This window comes from Actinophytocola sediminis, assembly GCF_054779715.1.
This window is the reverse complement of sequence record NZ_BAAGXS010000070.1, coordinates 14,645-30,955: the sequence shown is the minus strand read 5'-3', so window position 1 is coordinate 30,955 and position 16,311 is coordinate 14,645. Positions and strand designations below refer to the sequence as shown.

Sequence of the window (16,311 nt, the reverse complement as noted above, 5' to 3'; positions counted from 1 at the left end):
CGGGCCAGTGGTTGATTCCAGACTGGCGACGGAACCACTCACCTGCGGATTTCGCATAATCCTCGGGGTAACCTATGCACCGGCGGGAAGGTCGGCGGCTGCGCCCGACCCCGCCGGCTGCGGGTGAGAGGAAGGCGCGGTGGCCGAGAACGTCCTGCGCGCCGGCTTACCTCCTGGAGGTGTGCGGGCCGGCGAGTTAGCCATACCCGCGGCGGCGTTCGCCTCCCAGCCGCCCCGGGTGGAAACCATGGTTTCCGACGGCCCCCGGTCCCTGCTGTTGTCCGACGCCGAGGACATCGCCCAGCTCGGCGTGTGGAGCGTCGATGTCGTCGCCCGCCAGCTGCACATCTCCGACGGCATGCGCCGGTTGTGCGGTATGCCGGCCGGCATGACCATCGCCGAGGCGGTCGCCCTGGTCCATCCCGACGACCAGGCCGTGCTCGACCTGTTCCGCACCAGCATCTACGTGCCGTCCGAGAGCGGGCGCGGCGAGATCGAGGTGCGCACCCTGACCGGCGACCGCACCTTCCAGATCCGCGCCCGCACCGAGTTCGACGCCGACGGCGCGGCCGTGCGCATCGACGGCACCATCCAGGACATCTCCAGCTCCCGGGAGCTGGAGCGACGCGCGCTCAACGACCGGCGGCTGTTCGTCGACGCCCAGCGGGTCGCCCGGCTCGGCACCTGGGAGTGGGACACCCAGACGGGTGAGTGCGTCTGGTCGACGATGTTGTACGAGCTGTTCGGCGTCGAGCCGGGCGCCCCGATGACCTACACCGAGTACCTGAGCCTGGTACACCCCGACGACCGGGGTTGGCTGGACACCCGCTGGCGGGAGCTGGCCAGCGACGGCCGCCCGGTCGAGGCCGAGCACCGGATCGTGTGGCCGGACGGCACCCGCCGGGTACTCCGCTGCCGGGGCGTGGTGCGCGACGCCCACCACCCGCACGTGATGATCGGCACCGCGCAGGACATCACCGAGCAGCGCTCGACCGAGACCAGGATGATGCGCTCCAGCCAGCGCTTCACCGACCTGGTGACGATCGCGCCGGTCGGCATCGCCCTGTTCGACGAGACCGAGCACCTGGTCGACGCCAACGACGCGCTGTGCCGGCTGCTGGAGATGGACCTGGAGCGGCTGCGCGGCACCTCGGCCGGCGCGCTGGCCCACCCCACCGACCGGGCGGGCTCGCTGCTGTCGACCCTGGAGCACCGCCACCCCAGGGGCGGTGACCTGCGCGCCGGGCAGCGGATGCTGGTCACCGCGTCGGGCAAGGCGGTGTACTGCGAGCTGAGCGTGACCACCTCGGTGGCCGACGACGGGCAGCGGTTCTGGCTGGTGGTGTTCTCCGACGTCACCGACCGTCGCCGGGCCGCCGAACGACTGCGCTATCAGGCGACCCACGACGAGCTGACCGGCCTGCCGGGGCGGATGGCGGTCAACGAGCTGCTCGGCCAGCTGCTCGGCGGGCCGGAGGCGGCCAGCGTCGCGGTGCTGTTCTGCGACGTGGACAACTTCAAGCGGGTGAACGACTCCCTTGGCCACGACGTCGGCGACGAGCTGATCATCGCGCTGGCCAGGCGGCTGGAACGCGGGTTGCCGCCGTCCTGCACGCCGGCGCGGATGTCCGGCGACGAGTACGTGGTGATCTGCTCGGACGTCGAGGAGGTCGGTGGCGTCGAGGCGCTGGCCAACCGGGTGGCCCGGCTGCTGCGCACGGCGGTGCCGGTGCGCGGGCAGCTGCTGCGGGTCTCGGCCACGATCGGCGCCGCGGTGCCAAGCGGGCCGGACACCTCGGCCGCGGACCTGCTGCGGTTCGCCGACGCGGCGATGTTCCACGCCAAGCGCCAGGGCACCGGCCGGGTGTCGCTGGCCAGCGCGGAGCTGATCCACACCGCCAACAGCCAGATGCTGCTGGAGGGCCAGCTGCGGGACGCGATCGGCGGCGACGGGCTGGTGCTGCACTACCAGCCGGTGGTCGCCCCGGACGGGTCGATCCTGTCGGCCGAGGCGCTGGTCCGCTGGCCGCACCCGGAGCGCGGGCTGCTCGGCCCCGGCGAGTTCCTGCCGGTCGCCGAGCAGGGTGACCTGCTGCGCGAGCTGGACCGGTGGGTGCTGCGCACCGCGCTGCGCGAGGCGGCGACCTGGTCGATGCTGGCCGGCGGCGTGCTCGGCGGCGGCCCAGGGGTGGCGGTGAACCTGTCCGGCCTGGTGCCCGGCGACCCGGAGTTCGTCGACATCGTCGCGGCCGCGGTGGCCGAGGCGGGCATCGAGTGGGACCGGGTCGTGCTCGAGCTGGTGGAGACCAGCCTGATCGACCTGCCGTCGCGGTCGCGGGCGGCGATGGCCGAGCTGGCCGACCGGGGTGTGCGGTTCGCCGTGGACGACTTCGGCACCGGGTACTCGTCGCTGTCGCGGCTCAAGGAGCTGCCGGCGCAGATCATCAAGATCGACCGCGCGTTCGTCTCCGGGGTGGCCACCGAGGCGGCCGACGTCGCCGTGGCCCGCGCGCTGGTCGACATGGCGCGGGCGATGGGCCGGGCGTGCGTCGCGGAGGGCGTCGAGCTCGAGTCCCAGTTCCACGTGTTGCGCGGTTTCGGCGTGGAGGCCTATCAGGGTTGGTTGTTGTCCCGGCCGCTGCCGGCCGAGGACTTCCGGGAGCTGTTGAAACGTGGTCCGGTCGACATCCCGAGTGACTCCTGAGTAGCTAGATCGTCTCGACTTGGCAACGAATGCGCCGAATGGTCTAATCTGAGCGGCTGAACGGCTGCCTCCACATAATGGAATTGGCTGCCGTCGTCGGTGCCACGGGCTAAGGTCGTCGACTTACGGCCGGCAGGAGGCCGTTCCGACCCGTAGGAGTCTCGAGGGTGATCGAGTTCCAGGCCGTGACCAAGCAGTACCCCGACGGCACCGTCGCGGTGGACAGCCTGGACCTCACGGTGGAAGACGGCAGAATAACGGTGTTCGTCGGCCCGTCCGGGTGCGGCAAGACCACGTCGCTGCGCATGATCAACCGCATGATCGATCCGACCGGCGGCACGATCCTGTTGGACGGCAAGGACATCCGGGAGTCCGACCCGCCGTTGTTGCGGCGCGGCATCGGCTACGTGATCCAGCACGCCGGCCTGTTCCCACACCGCACGGTGCTGGACAACGTGGCCACCGTGCCCCTGCTCAGCGGCGTCGACAAGCGCACCGCGCGGCGGCGGGCGGGTGAGCTGATGGAGCTGGTCGGCCTGCCGTCCACAATGGCCAAGCGCTACCCGGCGCAGCTGTCCGGCGGCCAGCAGCAGCGGGTGGGGGTTGCCCGCGCGCTGGCCGCGGACCCGCCGGTGCTGCTGATGGACGAGCCGTTCAGCGCCGTCGACCCGATCGTCCGCGACGACCTGCAGCAGCAACTGCTGCGCCTGCAGTCCGAACTGGACAAGACGATCGTGTTCGTCACCCACGACATCGACGAGGCGATCAAGCTCGGCGACCGGGTCGCGGTGTTCCGCGTCGGCGGCAAGCTCGCGCAGTACGACTCCCCGGCGGCGCTGCTCGCCAAGCCGGCCGACGACTTCGTGTCCTCGTTCGTCGGCCGCGACCGCGGCTACCGCGCGCTCGGCTTCCTCACCGCCACCGGCGTGCCGGTCGGCCAGGTCGCCACCGTCACAGTGGGCACCCCGGTCGGCCAGGCCCGCGACACCCTCGCCGACGGTTGGGCGGTTGTGGTCGACGAGCAGAACAAGCCGCTCGGCTGGGCATCGGCCGACCTGCTGTCCACTGTGGAGGTTGTCGGCAGGGACGGCCTGGTCTCCGGCGGCTCGCTGTTCGAAGTGGACTCCTCGGCCGGCGGCACCGCCGGCTCACTGCGCAACGCCCTGGACGCCGCGCTCAGCTCGCCGGCCGCGATCGGCATCGCGACCGACGCCACCGGCGCGGTGGTCGGCGGCGTCACCGCGGACACCGTGCTGGCCGCGCTCGCCGAGGCTCGGCGGGCCGGTGAGGTGCCCGGATGAACATCGACTGGCCATGGCCGTGGCTCGAGCGCAACCTCGACGACATCGCGGAGGCCACCGGTGAGCACCTGTTCCTCGCGTTGCTACCGGTGCTCGTCGGGCTGCTGATCTCCATCCCGCTCGGCTGGGCGGCGAGCCGGTGGCGGCTGGCGCGCGGCATCCTGGTGCCGCTGGCCGGCGTGCTGTACACGGTCCCGTCGCTCGCGCTGATCACCCTGGTGCCGCTGGTGCTCGGCACCCGGATCATCGACCCGCTCAACGTGCAGGTGCCGCTGGCGATCTACACGATCGCGCTGCTGGTCCGCTCGGTCGCCGACGCGCTGCGGGCGGTGCCGGGTGACGTCATCGCGGCGGCCACCGCCATCGGCTACCGCCCGGTCCGCCAGTTCCTGGCCGTTGAGCTGCCGCTCGCGGTGCCGGTGATCATCGCCGGGCTGCGGGTCGCGGTGGTGTCCGCGATGAGCCTCACCGCGGTCGGCGCGCTGGTGGGCATCGGTGGGCTCGGCCAGCTGATCACCGAGGGCTTCCTGCGCAACAACGGGGTGGAGTTGGTGGTCGCCATCGTGCTGATCGTGGTGATCGCGCTGCTCATCGACGCGTTGCTGCTGTTGGTGGGCCGGGTGGTCACGCCGTGGGCGCGGGCCGTGCGGGGGACGGGGGCCAAGGCGTGAATTCCGCGTTCGAGTGGTTGTTCGACCCGGAGCACTGGAGCGGTCCGACCGGCTTCCCGGCCAGGATCCTCGAGCACCTCGGCTACACCGGACTGGCCGTGCTGTTCGCGGCGGTGATCGCGGTGCCGGTCGGTGCGGTCATCGGGCACACCGGGCGGGGCACGTTCCTGGTCGCCGGCCTGTCCAACGGCCTGCGCGCGCTGCCCGAGCTCGGCCTGCTGACCCTGTTGGTGCTGCTCACCTACGTCGGCCTGTTCCCGGTGGTGGTCTCGCTGGTCGTGCTGGCGCTGCCGCCGATCCTGGCCGGCACCTACGCCGGCATCCGCAACGTGGACTCCTCGGTGGTGGACGCGGCGCGCGGGATGGGCATGCGTGGGCCGGGGGTGCTGTGGCAGGTGGAGCTGCCAAACGCGCTGCCGCTGATCATCGGCGGCATCCGCTCGGCGACCCTGCAGGTGATCGCCACCGCGACGATCGCGGCCTACGTCTCGCTCGGCGGTCTCGGCCGGTTCGTGATCGACGGCAACAACGCGGGCGCCGGCTCGCCGGACGGCTATCCGCAGATGGCGGCCGGTGCGGTCGCGGTCGCGGTGCTCGCGCTGGCCGTCGAGGGCGTGCTGGCGTTGGCCCAGCGGTTGGTGGTCTCGCCCGGCCTGCGACGGTCGAATTTGGTAGGGAAGAGCACGTGAGACACCTGAGGAGATCTGGAATGAAGCGCGTACTCGTTGGTCTGGCGACTGCCGCGATGGCGTTCTCGTTGGCCGCCTGTGGCAGTTCCGACCCGCTCGCCGAGGACTCCGGCAACGAGGGCGGCTCCAACGAGTCGATCTCGATCGGCTCGGCCGACTTCCCGGAGAGCCAGCTGCTGGCCGAGATCTACGCCCAGGCGCTGGAGGCCAAGGACGTCACGGTCAGCCGGGAGTTCAACCTCGGCAGCCGGGAGAAGTACTTCGACGGGCTCAAGGACGACTCGATCGACCTGATCCCGGAGTACACCGGCGTGCTGCTCCAGTTCGTGAACAAGGAGGCGCCCGAGGTCGAGTCCGAGGAGGTGTACACGGCGCTGCAGGGCGCGCTGCCGGAGAACCTCACCGTGCTGGACAAGGCCGAGGCCGAGGACAAGGACGCGATCGTGGTCACCAAGGAGACCGCGGACAAGTGGAGCCTGACCACGATCGAGGACCTGGTGCCGCACTGCGGTGAGGTCGTGTTCGGCGGGCCGACGGAGATCCAGCAGCGGCCGGACGGCATCCCCGGCATCCAGGAGACCTACAACTGCACGTTCAAGAGCTTCAAGGCCCTCCAGCCGGGGGCGATCACCACCAAGGCGCTGGTGGACGGCACCGTGCAGGCCGCCGACATCTTCACCACGGACTCCTCGATCGAGGCCAACGACCTGGTCGTGCTCGAGGACCCGAAGAACAACTTCGCCGCGCAGAACGTCGTCCCGCTGATCAACAAGGACGCGGCGAGCGACACCGTGACCGAGGCCCTCAACGCCGTCTCCGCCAAGCTCGACACCGAGGCGCTGCTGGACCTCAACGCCCGCCTCAACGCCCCCGACAAGCCCGACTACGCCGACGTGGCCGAGGAATGGCTGGCCGAGATCGGCATCTGACACCCACAGGGCCCTGAATGCCCCATTCGGGACGTTGAGCGCCCTCATGCCTCATTCAGGGCATCGCAGGCTTGCGACGTCAGGCGCCTAGCCTGGTGGTGAGGGTGGTGGCGGCCTGGCGGGTTTCGGCGGCGAGGGTTGGCCAGGACTCGGTGCATTCCGGGTCGCACTCGTGGCGGAACGTGGTGCTGATGGCGGCTATCGGGTGGCCGGCGTGGTCGACGACCGCGGCGGCCACCGAGGCGAAGCCGGGGGTGACGTAGCCGTCCTCGACGGCCCAGCCTCGGCGGCGGCCGTCGGTGAGCAGGCGGCGTAGGGCGGGCAGGTGGGCGGGGCCGCGGCCGGTGCGGTCGACGAAACTGTCCCGGTTCGGGAACAGGGCGCGGACCTGGGCGGCGGGCAGCAACGCCAGCATCGCGCGGCCGGAGGCCGGTAGGTGTGCCGGTAGGCGTACGCCGACGTCGGTCACCACCGTGGGGTGCGGGTGGGGCGGTTGTTCGCGTAGCAAGTAGAGCGTTTCCCGGCCGTGCAGTACGCCGAGTTGGGCGACCTGGCCGGTTCGGGTGATCAGTGCCCGCAGCACGGGCCGGGCGAGCCGTTCGAGCGGGTCGTGGCGCAGATAGGCCGAGCCGAGCTCGAAGGCGGCCAGCCCGAGTCCGTACCGCCGGTCCTCCGGTAGATGGGTGACGAATCCGGCCGCGACCAGCTCCGTCAGCAGGTGGTAGGTCGTCGACCGGGGTAACCCCAGCTCACGGGTGATGTAGCCGGCCGTGACCGGGCCCGCGCGACCGGCCAGCAGGCGCAGCACGGCCAGGCCGCGGCGCAGGGCGGGGATGTCGGTCATACATCTGGGATACCAGACATCTTCGCGAGGTCGTCGTCCGCCAGTTCGATGGCGGACTGGAAGGCGTCGAGGAACTCGGCGATGTGCGACCCGGTCAGTTCGATGACCGTGTCGTCGGCGGTGATGATCTCGATGTTGCCGTTGCTGACGCAGATGGCGAACATCGAGAGCTCGTGGTCGTTGTCGGTGCAGCGGAGCAGCCACTCGCGCTTGGGCAGTCGGGGCTTGATGTGGGTTGTTCGAAGCTCAATCATGATCCCAAAGTACGATACTTAATGAAGCAGCAACAGTCACCTAAGGAGTGAATGACAACGCTACTCCCTGTCGATATATGATCGACGCTCCGTTGAGAGGATTCTTCCATGGCACCAACTTCACCTGTCGTCGCGGGCTGGGATCTCGGTCTGCGACTCCGGGCGAAACGCGAACTGCTCGGCCTGCGCGGCAAGGACGTCAACGCCGCCATCGACCTGGCGCCGACCTACCTGTCCTCGGTGGAGAAGGGCAAACAGCAACTCTCCGAGGACAAGCTCCGTTCGCTGGCGGAGTTGCTGGAGTTCGACGAGAACGCGATCACCGAGATGATCCGCCTGCGCGGCGAGGCCCTCAGCCGCAGTTGGTGGTCGAAGTACACCGCGCTGTTCTCCGAGGACCTGCTGCGGATGTTCGGCTTTGAGTACGGCGCGGAAAGCATCCGCACGTACTGCTCCGGACTCGTGTACGGGATGCTGCAGACCGAGCGCTACGCCCGTGCCGTCATCGAAACGGGTGCGCACAATATCCGGCTCGCCGAGGTGGACCGCCGGGTGCAGGCGCGGATGCTGCGCCAGCAACGGCTGGCTGGACCGGACCCTGTGCGCCTGCACTGCGTCTTGAGTGAGGCGGCGCTACACCAGCAGATCGGCGGCCCCGAGGTGCTGGCCGAGCAGCTCCGGCACCTGTCGCAGCTGATCAACGAGCATTCGACGACGTTGGATCTTCGGATCGTGCCCTTCACCGCGTCCGGTAACGACGCCATGGGTGGCTCGAACTTTTATCTGCTGGCGTTTCCCGAGGGCAACCTGCCTACACTGGCTTGGCAGGAAACCGTTACCAGCACACAAGTCATCGATGACTTTCAGATGGTCCGGGAGTACGCCCTGACCCACGCGTCGGCCACCAACAGCGCGCTGGACCAGGAGTCCTCGCTGGCCATGATCGACCGGTTGGTCAAGGAGCTGACATGAACTCTGGTTGGCGCAAAGCCACCGCGAGTGGCGACAACGCGTACTGCGTCAAGGTGCGGTTCGATGGCCGGGATGTTCTGCTTGGTGACACGAAGAACCATGACCTAGGCGAGGCCGAGCCGGTCCTTCGGCTGCCGGCGTCCGGCTGGCCGACGATGTTAACCGCGTTATCCACGCTGCATCGGTGACCATAGGAGTTCCCGCTGGTCAAGATGTGCTGCTTGGTGACACGAAGAGCCAGGACCTCGGTGAGGCCGAACCGGTCCTGCGGCTGCCGGCGTCTGGTTGGCCGACGATGTTGACCGCGGTCTCCATGCTGCGCCCGTGAGTCTGGGATACCAGACCTAGATCGTGGATCTCGGGTCGTGCGAGTGCGGTGCGCACGCTGAGATGGACCCATGGTCATGATCGATGGCGGGCCGCTCACCCGCGAACAGGTGGTCGCCGTCGTGCGGCGGTACGCGCCGGTCGAGGTCGCCGCCGCCGCGCTCGCCGAGGTGACCAAGACCCGGGAGCACGTCGAACGCCTCGCCGAGGCCGCCACCCCCACCTACGGCGTGTCCACCGGGTTCGGTGCGCTCGCCACCCGGCACATCCCGCCCGACCGGCGGGCCGCGCTGCAACGCTCCCTGATCCGCTCGCACGCCGCCGGCGCCGGCGATCCCGTCGAGCCCGAGGTGGTGCGCGGCCTGATGCTGTTGCGCCTGCGCACCCTGGCCACCGGCCGCACCGGCGTCCGCCCGGAGGTCGTCGAGACGCTGACCGCGCTGCTCAACGCCGGCATCACGCCGGTCGTGCACGAGTACGGCTCGCTCGGCTGCTCCGGTGATCTCGCGCCGTTGTCCTCGGTCGCGCTCACGTTGATCGGCGAGGGCGAGGTGCTCACTGTGGACGGACCACGGTCGGCGGCACAGGCCTTGCGGGACAACGGGATCACTCCCGTCACGCTGGCCGAGAAGGAGGGCCTGGCGCTGATCAACGGCACGGACGGCATGCTCGGCATGCTCGTGCTCGCGCTGCACGACCTGCACCGGCTCCTGGACATCGCCGACCTCACCGCCGCCATGAGCGTCGAGGCGCTGCTGGGCACCGACCGCGTGTTCGCGCCCGAACTGCAGGCGCTGCGGCCCCATCCCGGGCAGGCGGTCAGCGCGCGGCGGATGACCGAGCTGCTCGCCGGGTCGGCCATCGTCGCCAGCCACCGGGGGCCGGACTGCAACCGCGTGCAGGACGCCTACTCGCTGCGCTGCGCCCCGCAGGTGCACGGCGCGGCCCGCGACACGGTGTCCTATGTGGAGACCGTGGCCGACCGGGAGCTGGCCTCGGCCATCGACAACCCGGTGGTGCTCGCCGACGGCCGGGTCGAGTCCAACGGGAACTTCCACGGCGCGCCGATCGCCTACCCGCTGGACTTCCTCGCCATCCCGGTCGCCGACGTCGCGAGCATGGCCGAGCGGCGCACCGACCGCATGCTCGACGCCACCCGCAGCCACGGCCTGCCGCCCTTCCTCGCCGACGACCCCGGGGTTGACTCCGGCCACATGATCGCCCAGTACACCCAGGCCGCGATCGTCGCCGAGCTCAAACGCCTCGCGGTCCCGGCGAGCGTCGACTCCATCCCGAGCTCGGCCATGCAGGAGGACCACGTCTCCCTTGGCTGGTCGGCCGCCCGCAAGCTGCGCACCGCCATCGACGGGCTGACCACCGTGCTGGCCATCGAACTGCTCACCGCCGCCCGCGCGCTGGACCTGCGCGCCCCGCTGACCCCGGCGCCGGCCACCGCCAGGGTCGTCGCCGCGCTGCGGGAGCGGGTTGCCGGGCCGGGACCCGACCGCCATCTGGCCCCCGAGATCAGGGCCGCCGAGGAACTCATCCGAGAGGGGAACCTGCCGTGACCACCCCAGGACCACGACCCGTGCGCGCCGCCAGAGGCAACGCCATCACCGCGAGGAACTGGCAGACCGAGGCCGCGCTGCGGATGTTCCACAACAACCTCGACCCCGAGGTGGCCGAGCGCCCGGACGACCTGGTCGTCTACGGCGGCACCGGCCGGGCCGCGCGCGACTGGGCCAGCTTCGAGGCCATCACCCGCGAGCTGACCACGCTGCGCGAGGACGAGACGCTGCTGGTCCAGTCCGGCAAGCCGGTCGGCGTGATGCGCACCCACGAGTGGGCGCCCAGGGTGCTGATCGCCAACTCCAACCTGGTCGGCGACTGGGCGACCTGGCCGGAGTTCCGGCGGCTGGAGTCGTTGGGGCTCACCATGTACGGCCAGATGACCGCCGGCTCGTGGATCTACATCGGCACCCAGGGCATCCTGCAGGGCACCTACGAGACCTTCGCCGCGGTGGCCGCCAAGCGCTTCGGTGGCAGTCTCAAAGGGACACTCACGCTGACCGCCGGCCTCGGCGGCATGGGCGGCGCGCAACCGCTTGCCATCACGATGAACGAGGGCGTCGCGCTGTGCGTGGAGGCCGATCCCGCGCGGGCGCACCGCCGGGTCGAGACCCGCTACCTCGACGAGGTGGCCGACGACCTCGACGACGCCGTGCGCCGGGTCGAGGCGGCCAGGCGGGCGGGGCGACCGCTGTCGGTCGGGGTCATCGGGAACGCCGCCGAGGTGCTGCCGGAGCTGCTGCGCCGCGGCGTCGAGGTCGACGTGGTGACCGACCAGACCTCGGCGCACGACCCGTTGGCGTACCTGCCCAAGGGCGTCGACCTGGACGACTGGCCGGACTACGCGGCGCGCAAGCCAGACGAGTTCACCGACCGGGCGCGGGACTCGATGGCCGAGCACGTCGACGCGATGATCGGCTTCCTGGACGCGGGCGCGGAGGTCTTCGACTACGGCAACTCGATCCGCGGCGAGGCCAAGCTGGGCGGCTGCGAGCGGGCGTTCGACTTCCCCGGGTTCGTGCCCGCCTACATCCGGCCGATGTTCTGCGAGGGCCGGGGACCGTTCCGCTGGGCGGCGCTGTCCGGCGACCCGGCCGACATCGCGGCGACCGACAGGGCGATGCTGGAGTTGTTCCCGGACAACGACTCCCTCGCCAGGTGGATCCGGCTGGCCAGCGAACGCGTTGCCTTCCAGGGATTGCCGGCCCGCATCTGCTGGCTCGGCTACGGCGAGCGGCACCTGGCCGGGTTGCGGTTCAACGAGATGGTGGCCAGCGGTGAGCTGTCCGCGCCGGTGGCCATCGGCCGCGACCACCTCGACTGCGGCTCGGTGGCCTCGCCCTACCGGGAGACCGAGGCGATGGCCGACGGCTCCGACGCGATCGCCGACTGGCCGCTGCTCAACGCGATGGTGAACACCGCCTCCGGGGCGAGTTGGGTGTCCATCCACCACGGCGGCGGCGTCGGCATCGGCCGCTCGATCCACGCCGGCCAGGTCACCGTCGCCGACGGCACCCCGTTGGCCGCACAGAAGATCGAGCGCGTGCTCACCAACGACCCCGGCATGGGCGTCATCCGGCACGTCGACGCCGGCTACGACCGCGCGGTCGAGGTCGCCACCGCCCGCGACGTCCCGGTCCCCATGCGATGAAGGACGCCTTCAGCGCACTGGACGCGATGAACGACGCCTTCATCGCACTGGCGGGGGTCGGGGCCGATCGGCGGCGGGGTGGGTACTCGCGGCATGGGTTCGATCGGGCGGAGCTGGAGTTGCGGGAGTGGTTCGTCGAGGAGGCGGGGCGGCGACGGCTGGACGTGCGGACCGACCGCAACGGGAACCTGTGGGCGTGGTGGGGGGTGCCGGGGGCGGACGCGGTGGTGACCGGTAGCCATCTGGACTCGGTGCCCGGCGGTGGCGCGTTTGACGGGCCGTTGGGGGTGATCAGCGCGCTCGTGGCGGTGGATGTGTTGCGCGCCAGGGGGTTTGTGCCGGCGCGGCCGGTGGCGGTGGTGGTGTTCGCCGAGGAGGAGGGCGGGCGGTTCGGGGTGCCGTGTCTTGGTTCGCGGCTGTTGGCCGGGGCCATCGACCCGGACACCGCGCGGGGGCTGACCGACGCGGCGGGGGTGACGCTGGCCGAGGCGGTGGCCGCCGCCGGGCTCGATCCGGCGCGGCTCGGGCGGGATGACGAGGCGCTCGGGCACCTTGGCCGGTTCGTCGAGTTGCACGTCGAGCAGGGGCGGGGGCTGGTCGATCTCGACGCGCCGGTCGGGGTGGCCAGTTCGATCCTCGCGCACGGGCGGTGGCGGTTTCGGTTCGCCGGTGAGGGAAACCATGCCGGGGCAACGCCGATCGGTGACCGGCGGGATCCGCTGTTGCCGGCGGCCGAGCTGGTGTTGGCCGCGCGGCGGGCCGCGCGGGCGGTGCCGGACGCACGGGCCACGGTCGGTCGCCTGCTGCCGAACCCGGGCGGTACCAACGTCATCGCGTCCACTGTGGACGTCTGGCTGGACGCGCGGGCGGCGGACACCGCGCGCACCATGGCGGTGGTGGACGCGGTCACCGAGGCGGCGCGGGTGGCGGCCGCCGAGGAAGGGTGCGCGGTGACCGTGACCGAGGAGTCCTACGGTGACACCGTGCACTTCGACCCCGGGCTGCGGGACACGCTCGCGGCCGCGCTCGGCGGGGTGCCGGCGTTGCCGACCGGCGCCGGGCACGACGCCGGCATCCTCGCCGCGCGGGTGCCGACCGCGATGGTGTTCGTCCGCAACCCGACCGGCGTGAGCCACGCCCCCGCCGAGTTCGCCGAACCAGCCGACTGCGCCGCCGGCGCCGAAGCCCTGGCCACCACCCTCGCCGAGCTGGCCGGATGACCCCGCCCCAGTCGCCACGCAGCGAAGGGTCCCTTCACCGCGTCCAGTGCAGCGAAGGGACCCTTCGCTGCGGTCGGGAGGGGGCCGGGTGAGGCGGTACTGGTGTGTGCGGGCCTGGGTGGGGGCTGGGGTGCGGGCGGGGGTGGTGGTCGACTGTGATGACGGTGGGCTGATTTCCGCTGTGTCCACGTCGGACTCGCCGCCGGTTGGGGCGCGGGTGTTGGCCGGGCTGGTGTTCCCGGGGTTCGCCAACGTGCACTCGCACGTGTTCCACCGGGCGCTGCGTGGGCGTACGCATGCCGGCGGCGGCACGTTCTGGACCTGGCGCGAAGCCATGTACGCGCTCGCCGGCCGGCTCGACCCCGACAGCTACCTGCGCCTGGCGACCGCCGGCTACGCGGAGATGGCGGTCGCCGGCGTGAGCGTCGTCGGCGAGTTCCACTACCTGCACCACCCACCCGGCGGCGGTCGCTACGCCGACCCCAACGCCATGGGCGAGGCCCTGCGCGAGGCCGCGTTCGCCGCCGGCATCCGGCTCACCCTGCTGGACACCTGCTACCTCGCCGGCGGCATCGACACCCCGCTGGCCCCCGAACAGGAACGGTTCTCCGACGGCGACGTCCAGGCCTGGGCCGAACGCGCCCGGCCCGGCGAGGACCGGGCGGGCGCCCGGGTCGGCGCCGCCATCCACTCCGTGCGCGCGGTCCCGCGCGCGGCCCTGGCGACCGTCGCCGAAGCCGCCGCCGGCCGGCCGCTGCACGTGCACGTCTCCGAACAGCCGGCGGAGAACGCGGCCTGCCTCGCCGCCTACGGCGCCACCCCGGTCGAACTGCTCGCCGAGGCGGGCGCGCTCGGCCAGCACACCACCGCCGTGCACGCCACCCATCTGTCCACACAGGACATAGCACTGCTCGGCGGCTCGCGGACCGGGGTGTGCCTGTGCCCGACCACCGAGGCCGACCTCGCCGACGGCCTCGGCCCGGCCGGTGACCTCCGCGCCGCCGGCTCTCCACTCTCGCTTGGCAGCGACCAGCACGCGGTCGTCGACCCGCTGGCCGAGGCCAGAGCCATGGAGTACGGCGAACGACTGCGCACCGGCCGCCGCGGCCACTTCGCCCCTGCCGACCTGGTCGACGCGCTCACCAGCACCGGCAACGCCGCGCTCGGCTGGCCGGGCGCCGGCCGGATCGAGCCGGGCGCGGTGGCCGACCTGGTCGCCGTGCGCACCGACAGCGTGCGCACCGCCGGCTGCCGGCTCGACCAACTCGTCCTGGCGGCCACCGCCGCCGACGTGCACACGGTGGTCACCGGCGGCCGGGTCATCGCCGTCGACGGCCGCCACGAGCGCCTCGGCGACGTCGGCGCGCTACTCCGCGACGCGATCGGAGCCCTCTGGTGAGACCCTTCTACCAACCTCAGAATCGAAGTCATCCCAAGTACTCCCCAACCGCACCTCAGGGGAACGCACCCAACCAGCACCCGTCATCCCCAACGCAACCAACACATTTAATCCCGGGGAGGCGGAACAGTGAGCACGCTGATCACGGGTATCGGTGAGCTGACGACCAACGACGAACCGCCGGCCACCGGCGCCGCGCTGGTCATCGACGGCGACCGGGTGGCCTGGATCGGCGCGGCCGGTGCCGCGCCGGCCGCCGACGACCGGGTCGACCTCGACGGCCGGGCGGTGCTGCCCGGCTGGGTGGACAGCCACACCCACCTGGTCTTCGCCGGCGACCGGACCGCGGAGTTCGCCGCCCGTATGGCCGGAAAGCCCTACACCGCAGGCGGAATCGCGGTCACCGTGGACGCGACCAGAGCCGCCTCGGACGCCCAGCTGGCACGGAACCTGCGCCGGCACGTCGCCGAGGCGGTCGCGCAGGGCACCACCTACCTGGAGACCAAGACCGGCTACGGCCTCACCGTCGCCGACGAGCTGCGCTGCGCCGAGGTCGCCGCCAAGGCCGCCGACGAGGTCACCTTCCTCGGCGCGCACCTGGTGCCGACCGGAATGTCCACAGCGGACTACGTCGCCCTGGTGTGCGGCCAGATGCTCGACGCGGTCGCGCCGCATGTCGGCTGGGCGGACGTGTTCTGCGAGACCGGCGCGTTCGACGAGGACGCCGCCCGCGCGGTGCTCACCGCGGCCGCCGCACGCGGCCTTGGCCTACGGGTGCACGGCAACCAGCTCGGCTACGGCCCCGGCGTGCGGCTGGCGGTCGAGCTCGGCGCGGCCAGCGTCGACCACTGCACCTACCTCACCCGGTCCGATGTGGACGCGCTGGCGCAGTCGGACACGGTCGCCACCCTGCTGCCGGCCTGCGACCTGTCCACCCGCCAGCCGCTGGCCAACGCGCGCGAGCTGCTGGACGCCGGGGCCACGGTCGCGCTGGCGTCCAACTGCAACCCCGGCTCGTCCTACACCTCGTCGATGGTCTACTGCGTGGCCACGGCCGTGCTCCAGATGCGGATGACGGTCGAGGAGGCCGTGCGCGCGGCCACCTGGGGCGGCGCGCGGGCACTGCGCCGCGAACACGAGGTCGGGGTGCTCCGGGTCGGCGCGCGCGCGGACGTGCACGTGCTCGACGCGCCGTCGGCGACCCACCTGGCCTATCGGCCGGGCGTGCCGCTGACCCACGCGGTCTGGCGGGCCGGTCAGCGGGTCGGCCCCAAGCCCTGAATGCCTCATTCGGGACGCTGAACGTCGCCAATGCCTCATTCAGGGCATCGCGGCTAGAAGATCCAGACGCCCATCGCGGCGACCATCATCGTCACCACGATGACGATCAGGGCCACCACCGGCCAGCGGGGGCGGGGAGCGTAAGTCGGTTCGTCGTCGTCCCAGTCCGGTTCCGGTTGCCCGGCGAACGGGTCGGTCCCGAACAGCACGGGATCGGGGGTGTCGGAGTGCTGGTGCCCGGTCAGTTCACTCTTGGCCATCGCGCACCTCCTCTACCCCCTCCAACGTGCGAATCGTCACCTTTGTTCCGTCAGAGCAGCGCCACCACGACCACCAGGATCACCGCCAGCACGCCCACACCGAGCGCGACCTGGATCAGCCGACGGAAGGGCAGCCCCTCGCCAGTCGGGTCGAGCACGTCACGCTTGTCGTCGGCGTGCGGGTTCGCGTCCAGCGGAAGCCACTCGTCGGTCGGATCGGTGTCGGCCACGGAGGCATTG

The 16,311-nt window shown here is 71.4% G+C and carries 17 protein-coding genes; 13 read left to right on the top strand and 4 right to left on the bottom strand.

Annotation, left to right across the window (positions count from 1 at the left end; genetic code table 11):
• Positions 1-139 precede the first annotated feature (139 nt).
• From ACYVIP_RS32710 to ACYVIP_RS32690, 5 genes are all read left to right on the top strand, one after another.
• Positions 140-2,704: a sensor domain-containing protein gene (locus tag ACYVIP_RS32710; protein WP_460403431.1), complete on the top strand. Its 2,565-nt coding sequence runs from the start codon at positions 140-142 to the stop codon at positions 2,702-2,704.
• A gap of 167 nt (positions 2,705-2,871) precedes the next feature.
• Entirely contained in the window at positions 2,872-4,005 is a 1,134-nt protein-coding gene (locus ACYVIP_RS32705; protein WP_460403429.1) for an ABC transporter ATP-binding protein, read from the top strand.
• Positions 4,002-4,676 carry an ABC transporter permease gene (locus tag ACYVIP_RS32700; protein WP_460403427.1) on the top strand — a complete coding sequence of 225 codons (675 nt, stop codon included), beginning with the start codon at positions 4,002-4,004 and terminating at the stop codon, positions 4,674-4,676. Before ACYVIP_RS32705 ends, ACYVIP_RS32700 begins: the two co-directional genes overlap by 4 nt.
• A complete protein-coding gene (locus ACYVIP_RS32695) occupies positions 4,673-5,365 on the top strand; it encodes an ABC transporter permease (RefSeq protein ID WP_460403425.1) in 693 nt (230 codons plus the stop codon). The genes ACYVIP_RS32700 and ACYVIP_RS32695 overlap by 4 nt, the downstream gene beginning before the upstream one ends.
• Positions 5,366-5,385: 20 nt before the next feature.
• Positions 5,386-6,294 carry an ABC transporter substrate-binding protein gene (locus ACYVIP_RS32690; protein WP_460403423.1) on the top strand — a complete coding sequence of 303 codons (909 nt, stop codon included), beginning with the start codon at positions 5,386-5,388 and terminating at the stop codon, positions 6,292-6,294.
• 79 nt (positions 6,295-6,373) lie between these two features.
• Here ACYVIP_RS32690 and ACYVIP_RS32685 read toward each other — a convergent pair whose 3' ends face one another.
• Together ACYVIP_RS32685 and ACYVIP_RS32680 are read right to left on the bottom strand one after the other, a co-directional pair.
• A complete protein-coding gene (locus tag ACYVIP_RS32685; RefSeq protein WP_460403421.1) occupies positions 6,374-7,138 on the bottom strand; it encodes an IclR family transcriptional regulator in 765 nt (254 codons plus the stop codon).
• The gene (locus ACYVIP_RS32680; protein WP_460403419.1) at positions 7,135-7,392 is read right to left on the bottom strand and encodes a hypothetical protein; all 258 of its coding nucleotides are present in this window, start codon (positions 7,390-7,392) and stop codon (positions 7,135-7,137) included. The genes ACYVIP_RS32685 and ACYVIP_RS32680 overlap by 4 nt, the downstream gene beginning before the upstream one ends.
• A gap of 108 nt (positions 7,393-7,500) precedes the next feature.
• Here ACYVIP_RS32680 and ACYVIP_RS32675 point away from each other — a divergent pair, with 108 nt between their 5' ends.
• The 8 genes from ACYVIP_RS32675 to hutI all read left to right on the top strand — a co-directional run bounded on the left by ACYVIP_RS32675 (position 7,501) and on the right by hutI (position 15,811).
• A complete protein-coding gene (locus tag ACYVIP_RS32675) occupies positions 7,501-8,364 on the top strand; it encodes a helix-turn-helix domain-containing protein (RefSeq protein ID WP_460403417.1) in 864 nt (287 codons plus the stop codon).
• Positions 8,361-8,552 carry a DUF397 domain-containing protein gene (locus tag ACYVIP_RS32670; RefSeq protein WP_460403415.1) on the top strand — a complete coding sequence of 64 codons (192 nt, stop codon included), beginning with the start codon at positions 8,361-8,363 and terminating at the stop codon, positions 8,550-8,552. Before ACYVIP_RS32675 ends, ACYVIP_RS32670 begins: the two co-directional genes overlap by 4 nt.
• Positions 8,549-8,692 (top strand): hypothetical protein, encoded by a 144-nt coding sequence (locus ACYVIP_RS32665; RefSeq protein WP_460403413.1) that lies wholly within the window; start codon positions 8,549-8,551, stop codon positions 8,690-8,692. Before ACYVIP_RS32670 ends, ACYVIP_RS32665 begins: the two co-directional genes overlap by 4 nt.
• A 70-nt stretch (positions 8,693-8,762) precedes the next feature.
• Complete coding sequence (gene hutH, locus ACYVIP_RS32660) at positions 8,763-10,259, top strand: histidine ammonia-lyase (RefSeq protein WP_460403411.1); 1,497 nt, start codon at positions 8,763-8,765, stop codon at positions 10,257-10,259.
• 20 nt (positions 10,260-10,279) lie between these two features.
• Complete coding sequence (hutU, locus tag ACYVIP_RS32655) at positions 10,280-11,911, top strand: urocanate hydratase (protein WP_460403409.1); 1,632 nt, start codon at positions 10,280-10,282, stop codon at positions 11,909-11,911.
• On the top strand, positions 11,908-13,131 hold the full coding sequence (locus tag ACYVIP_RS32650) for an allantoate amidohydrolase (RefSeq protein ID WP_460403407.1): 1,224 nt from the start codon (positions 11,908-11,910) through the stop codon (positions 13,129-13,131). The genes hutU and ACYVIP_RS32650 overlap by 4 nt, the downstream gene beginning before the upstream one ends.
• 88 nt (positions 13,132-13,219) lie before the next feature.
• Positions 13,220-14,530: a formimidoylglutamate deiminase gene (locus ACYVIP_RS32645; protein ID WP_460403405.1), complete on the top strand. Its 1,311-nt coding sequence runs from the start codon at positions 13,220-13,222 to the stop codon at positions 14,528-14,530.
• Between the two features lie 129 nt (positions 14,531-14,659).
• Positions 14,660-15,811: an imidazolonepropionase gene (hutI, locus tag ACYVIP_RS32640; RefSeq protein WP_460403403.1), complete on the top strand. Its 1,152-nt coding sequence runs from the start codon at positions 14,660-14,662 to the stop codon at positions 15,809-15,811.
• 53 nt (positions 15,812-15,864) lie between these two features.
• Here the strand turns inward: hutI and ACYVIP_RS32635 are convergent, their stop codons facing one another.
• Together ACYVIP_RS32635 and ACYVIP_RS32630 are read right to left on the bottom strand one after the other, a co-directional pair.
• Positions 15,865-16,071, bottom strand: coding sequence for a hypothetical protein (locus tag ACYVIP_RS32635; RefSeq protein WP_460403401.1), 207 nt, complete (start codon positions 16,069-16,071; stop codon positions 15,865-15,867).
• 50 nt (positions 16,072-16,121) lie between these two features.
• Positions 16,122-16,301 carry a hypothetical protein gene (locus tag ACYVIP_RS32630; RefSeq protein ID WP_460403399.1) on the bottom strand — a complete coding sequence of 60 codons (180 nt, stop codon included), beginning with the start codon at positions 16,299-16,301 and terminating at the stop codon, positions 16,122-16,124.
• Positions 16,302-16,311: the final 10 nt, after the last annotated feature.

What these genes read in the sequence shown, in the direction of transcription:
- ACYVIP_RS32700 (WP_460403427.1), top strand. Translation starts at nt 4,002, where the DNA reads ATGAACATCGACTGGCCATGGCCGTGGCTCGAGCGCAACCTCGACGAC.
- ACYVIP_RS32690 (WP_460403423.1), top strand. Translation starts at nt 5,386, where the DNA reads ATGAAGCGCGTACTCGTTGGTCTGGCGACTGCCGCGATGGCGTTCTCG.
- ACYVIP_RS32685 (WP_460403421.1), bottom strand. Translation starts at nt 7,138, where the DNA reads ATGACCGACATCCCCGCCCTGCGCCGCGGCCTGGCCGTGCTGCGCCTG.
- ACYVIP_RS32680 (WP_460403419.1), bottom strand. Translation starts at nt 7,392, where the DNA reads ATGATTGAGCTTCGAACAACCCACATCAAGCCCCGACTGCCCAAGCGC.
- ACYVIP_RS32675 (WP_460403417.1), top strand. Translation starts at nt 7,501, where the DNA reads ATGGCACCAACTTCACCTGTCGTCGCGGGCTGGGATCTCGGTCTGCGA.
- ACYVIP_RS32670 (WP_460403415.1), top strand. Translation starts at nt 8,361, where the DNA reads ATGAACTCTGGTTGGCGCAAAGCCACCGCGAGTGGCGACAACGCGTAC.
- hutH (WP_460403411.1), top strand. Translation starts at nt 8,763, where the DNA reads ATGGTCATGATCGATGGCGGGCCGCTCACCCGCGAACAGGTGGTCGCC.
- ACYVIP_RS32650 (WP_460403407.1), top strand. Translation starts at nt 11,908, where the DNA reads ATGAAGGACGCCTTCAGCGCACTGGACGCGATGAACGACGCCTTCATC.
- ACYVIP_RS32635 (WP_460403401.1), bottom strand. Translation starts at nt 16,071, where the DNA reads ATGGCCAAGAGTGAACTGACCGGGCACCAGCACTCCGACACCCCCGAT.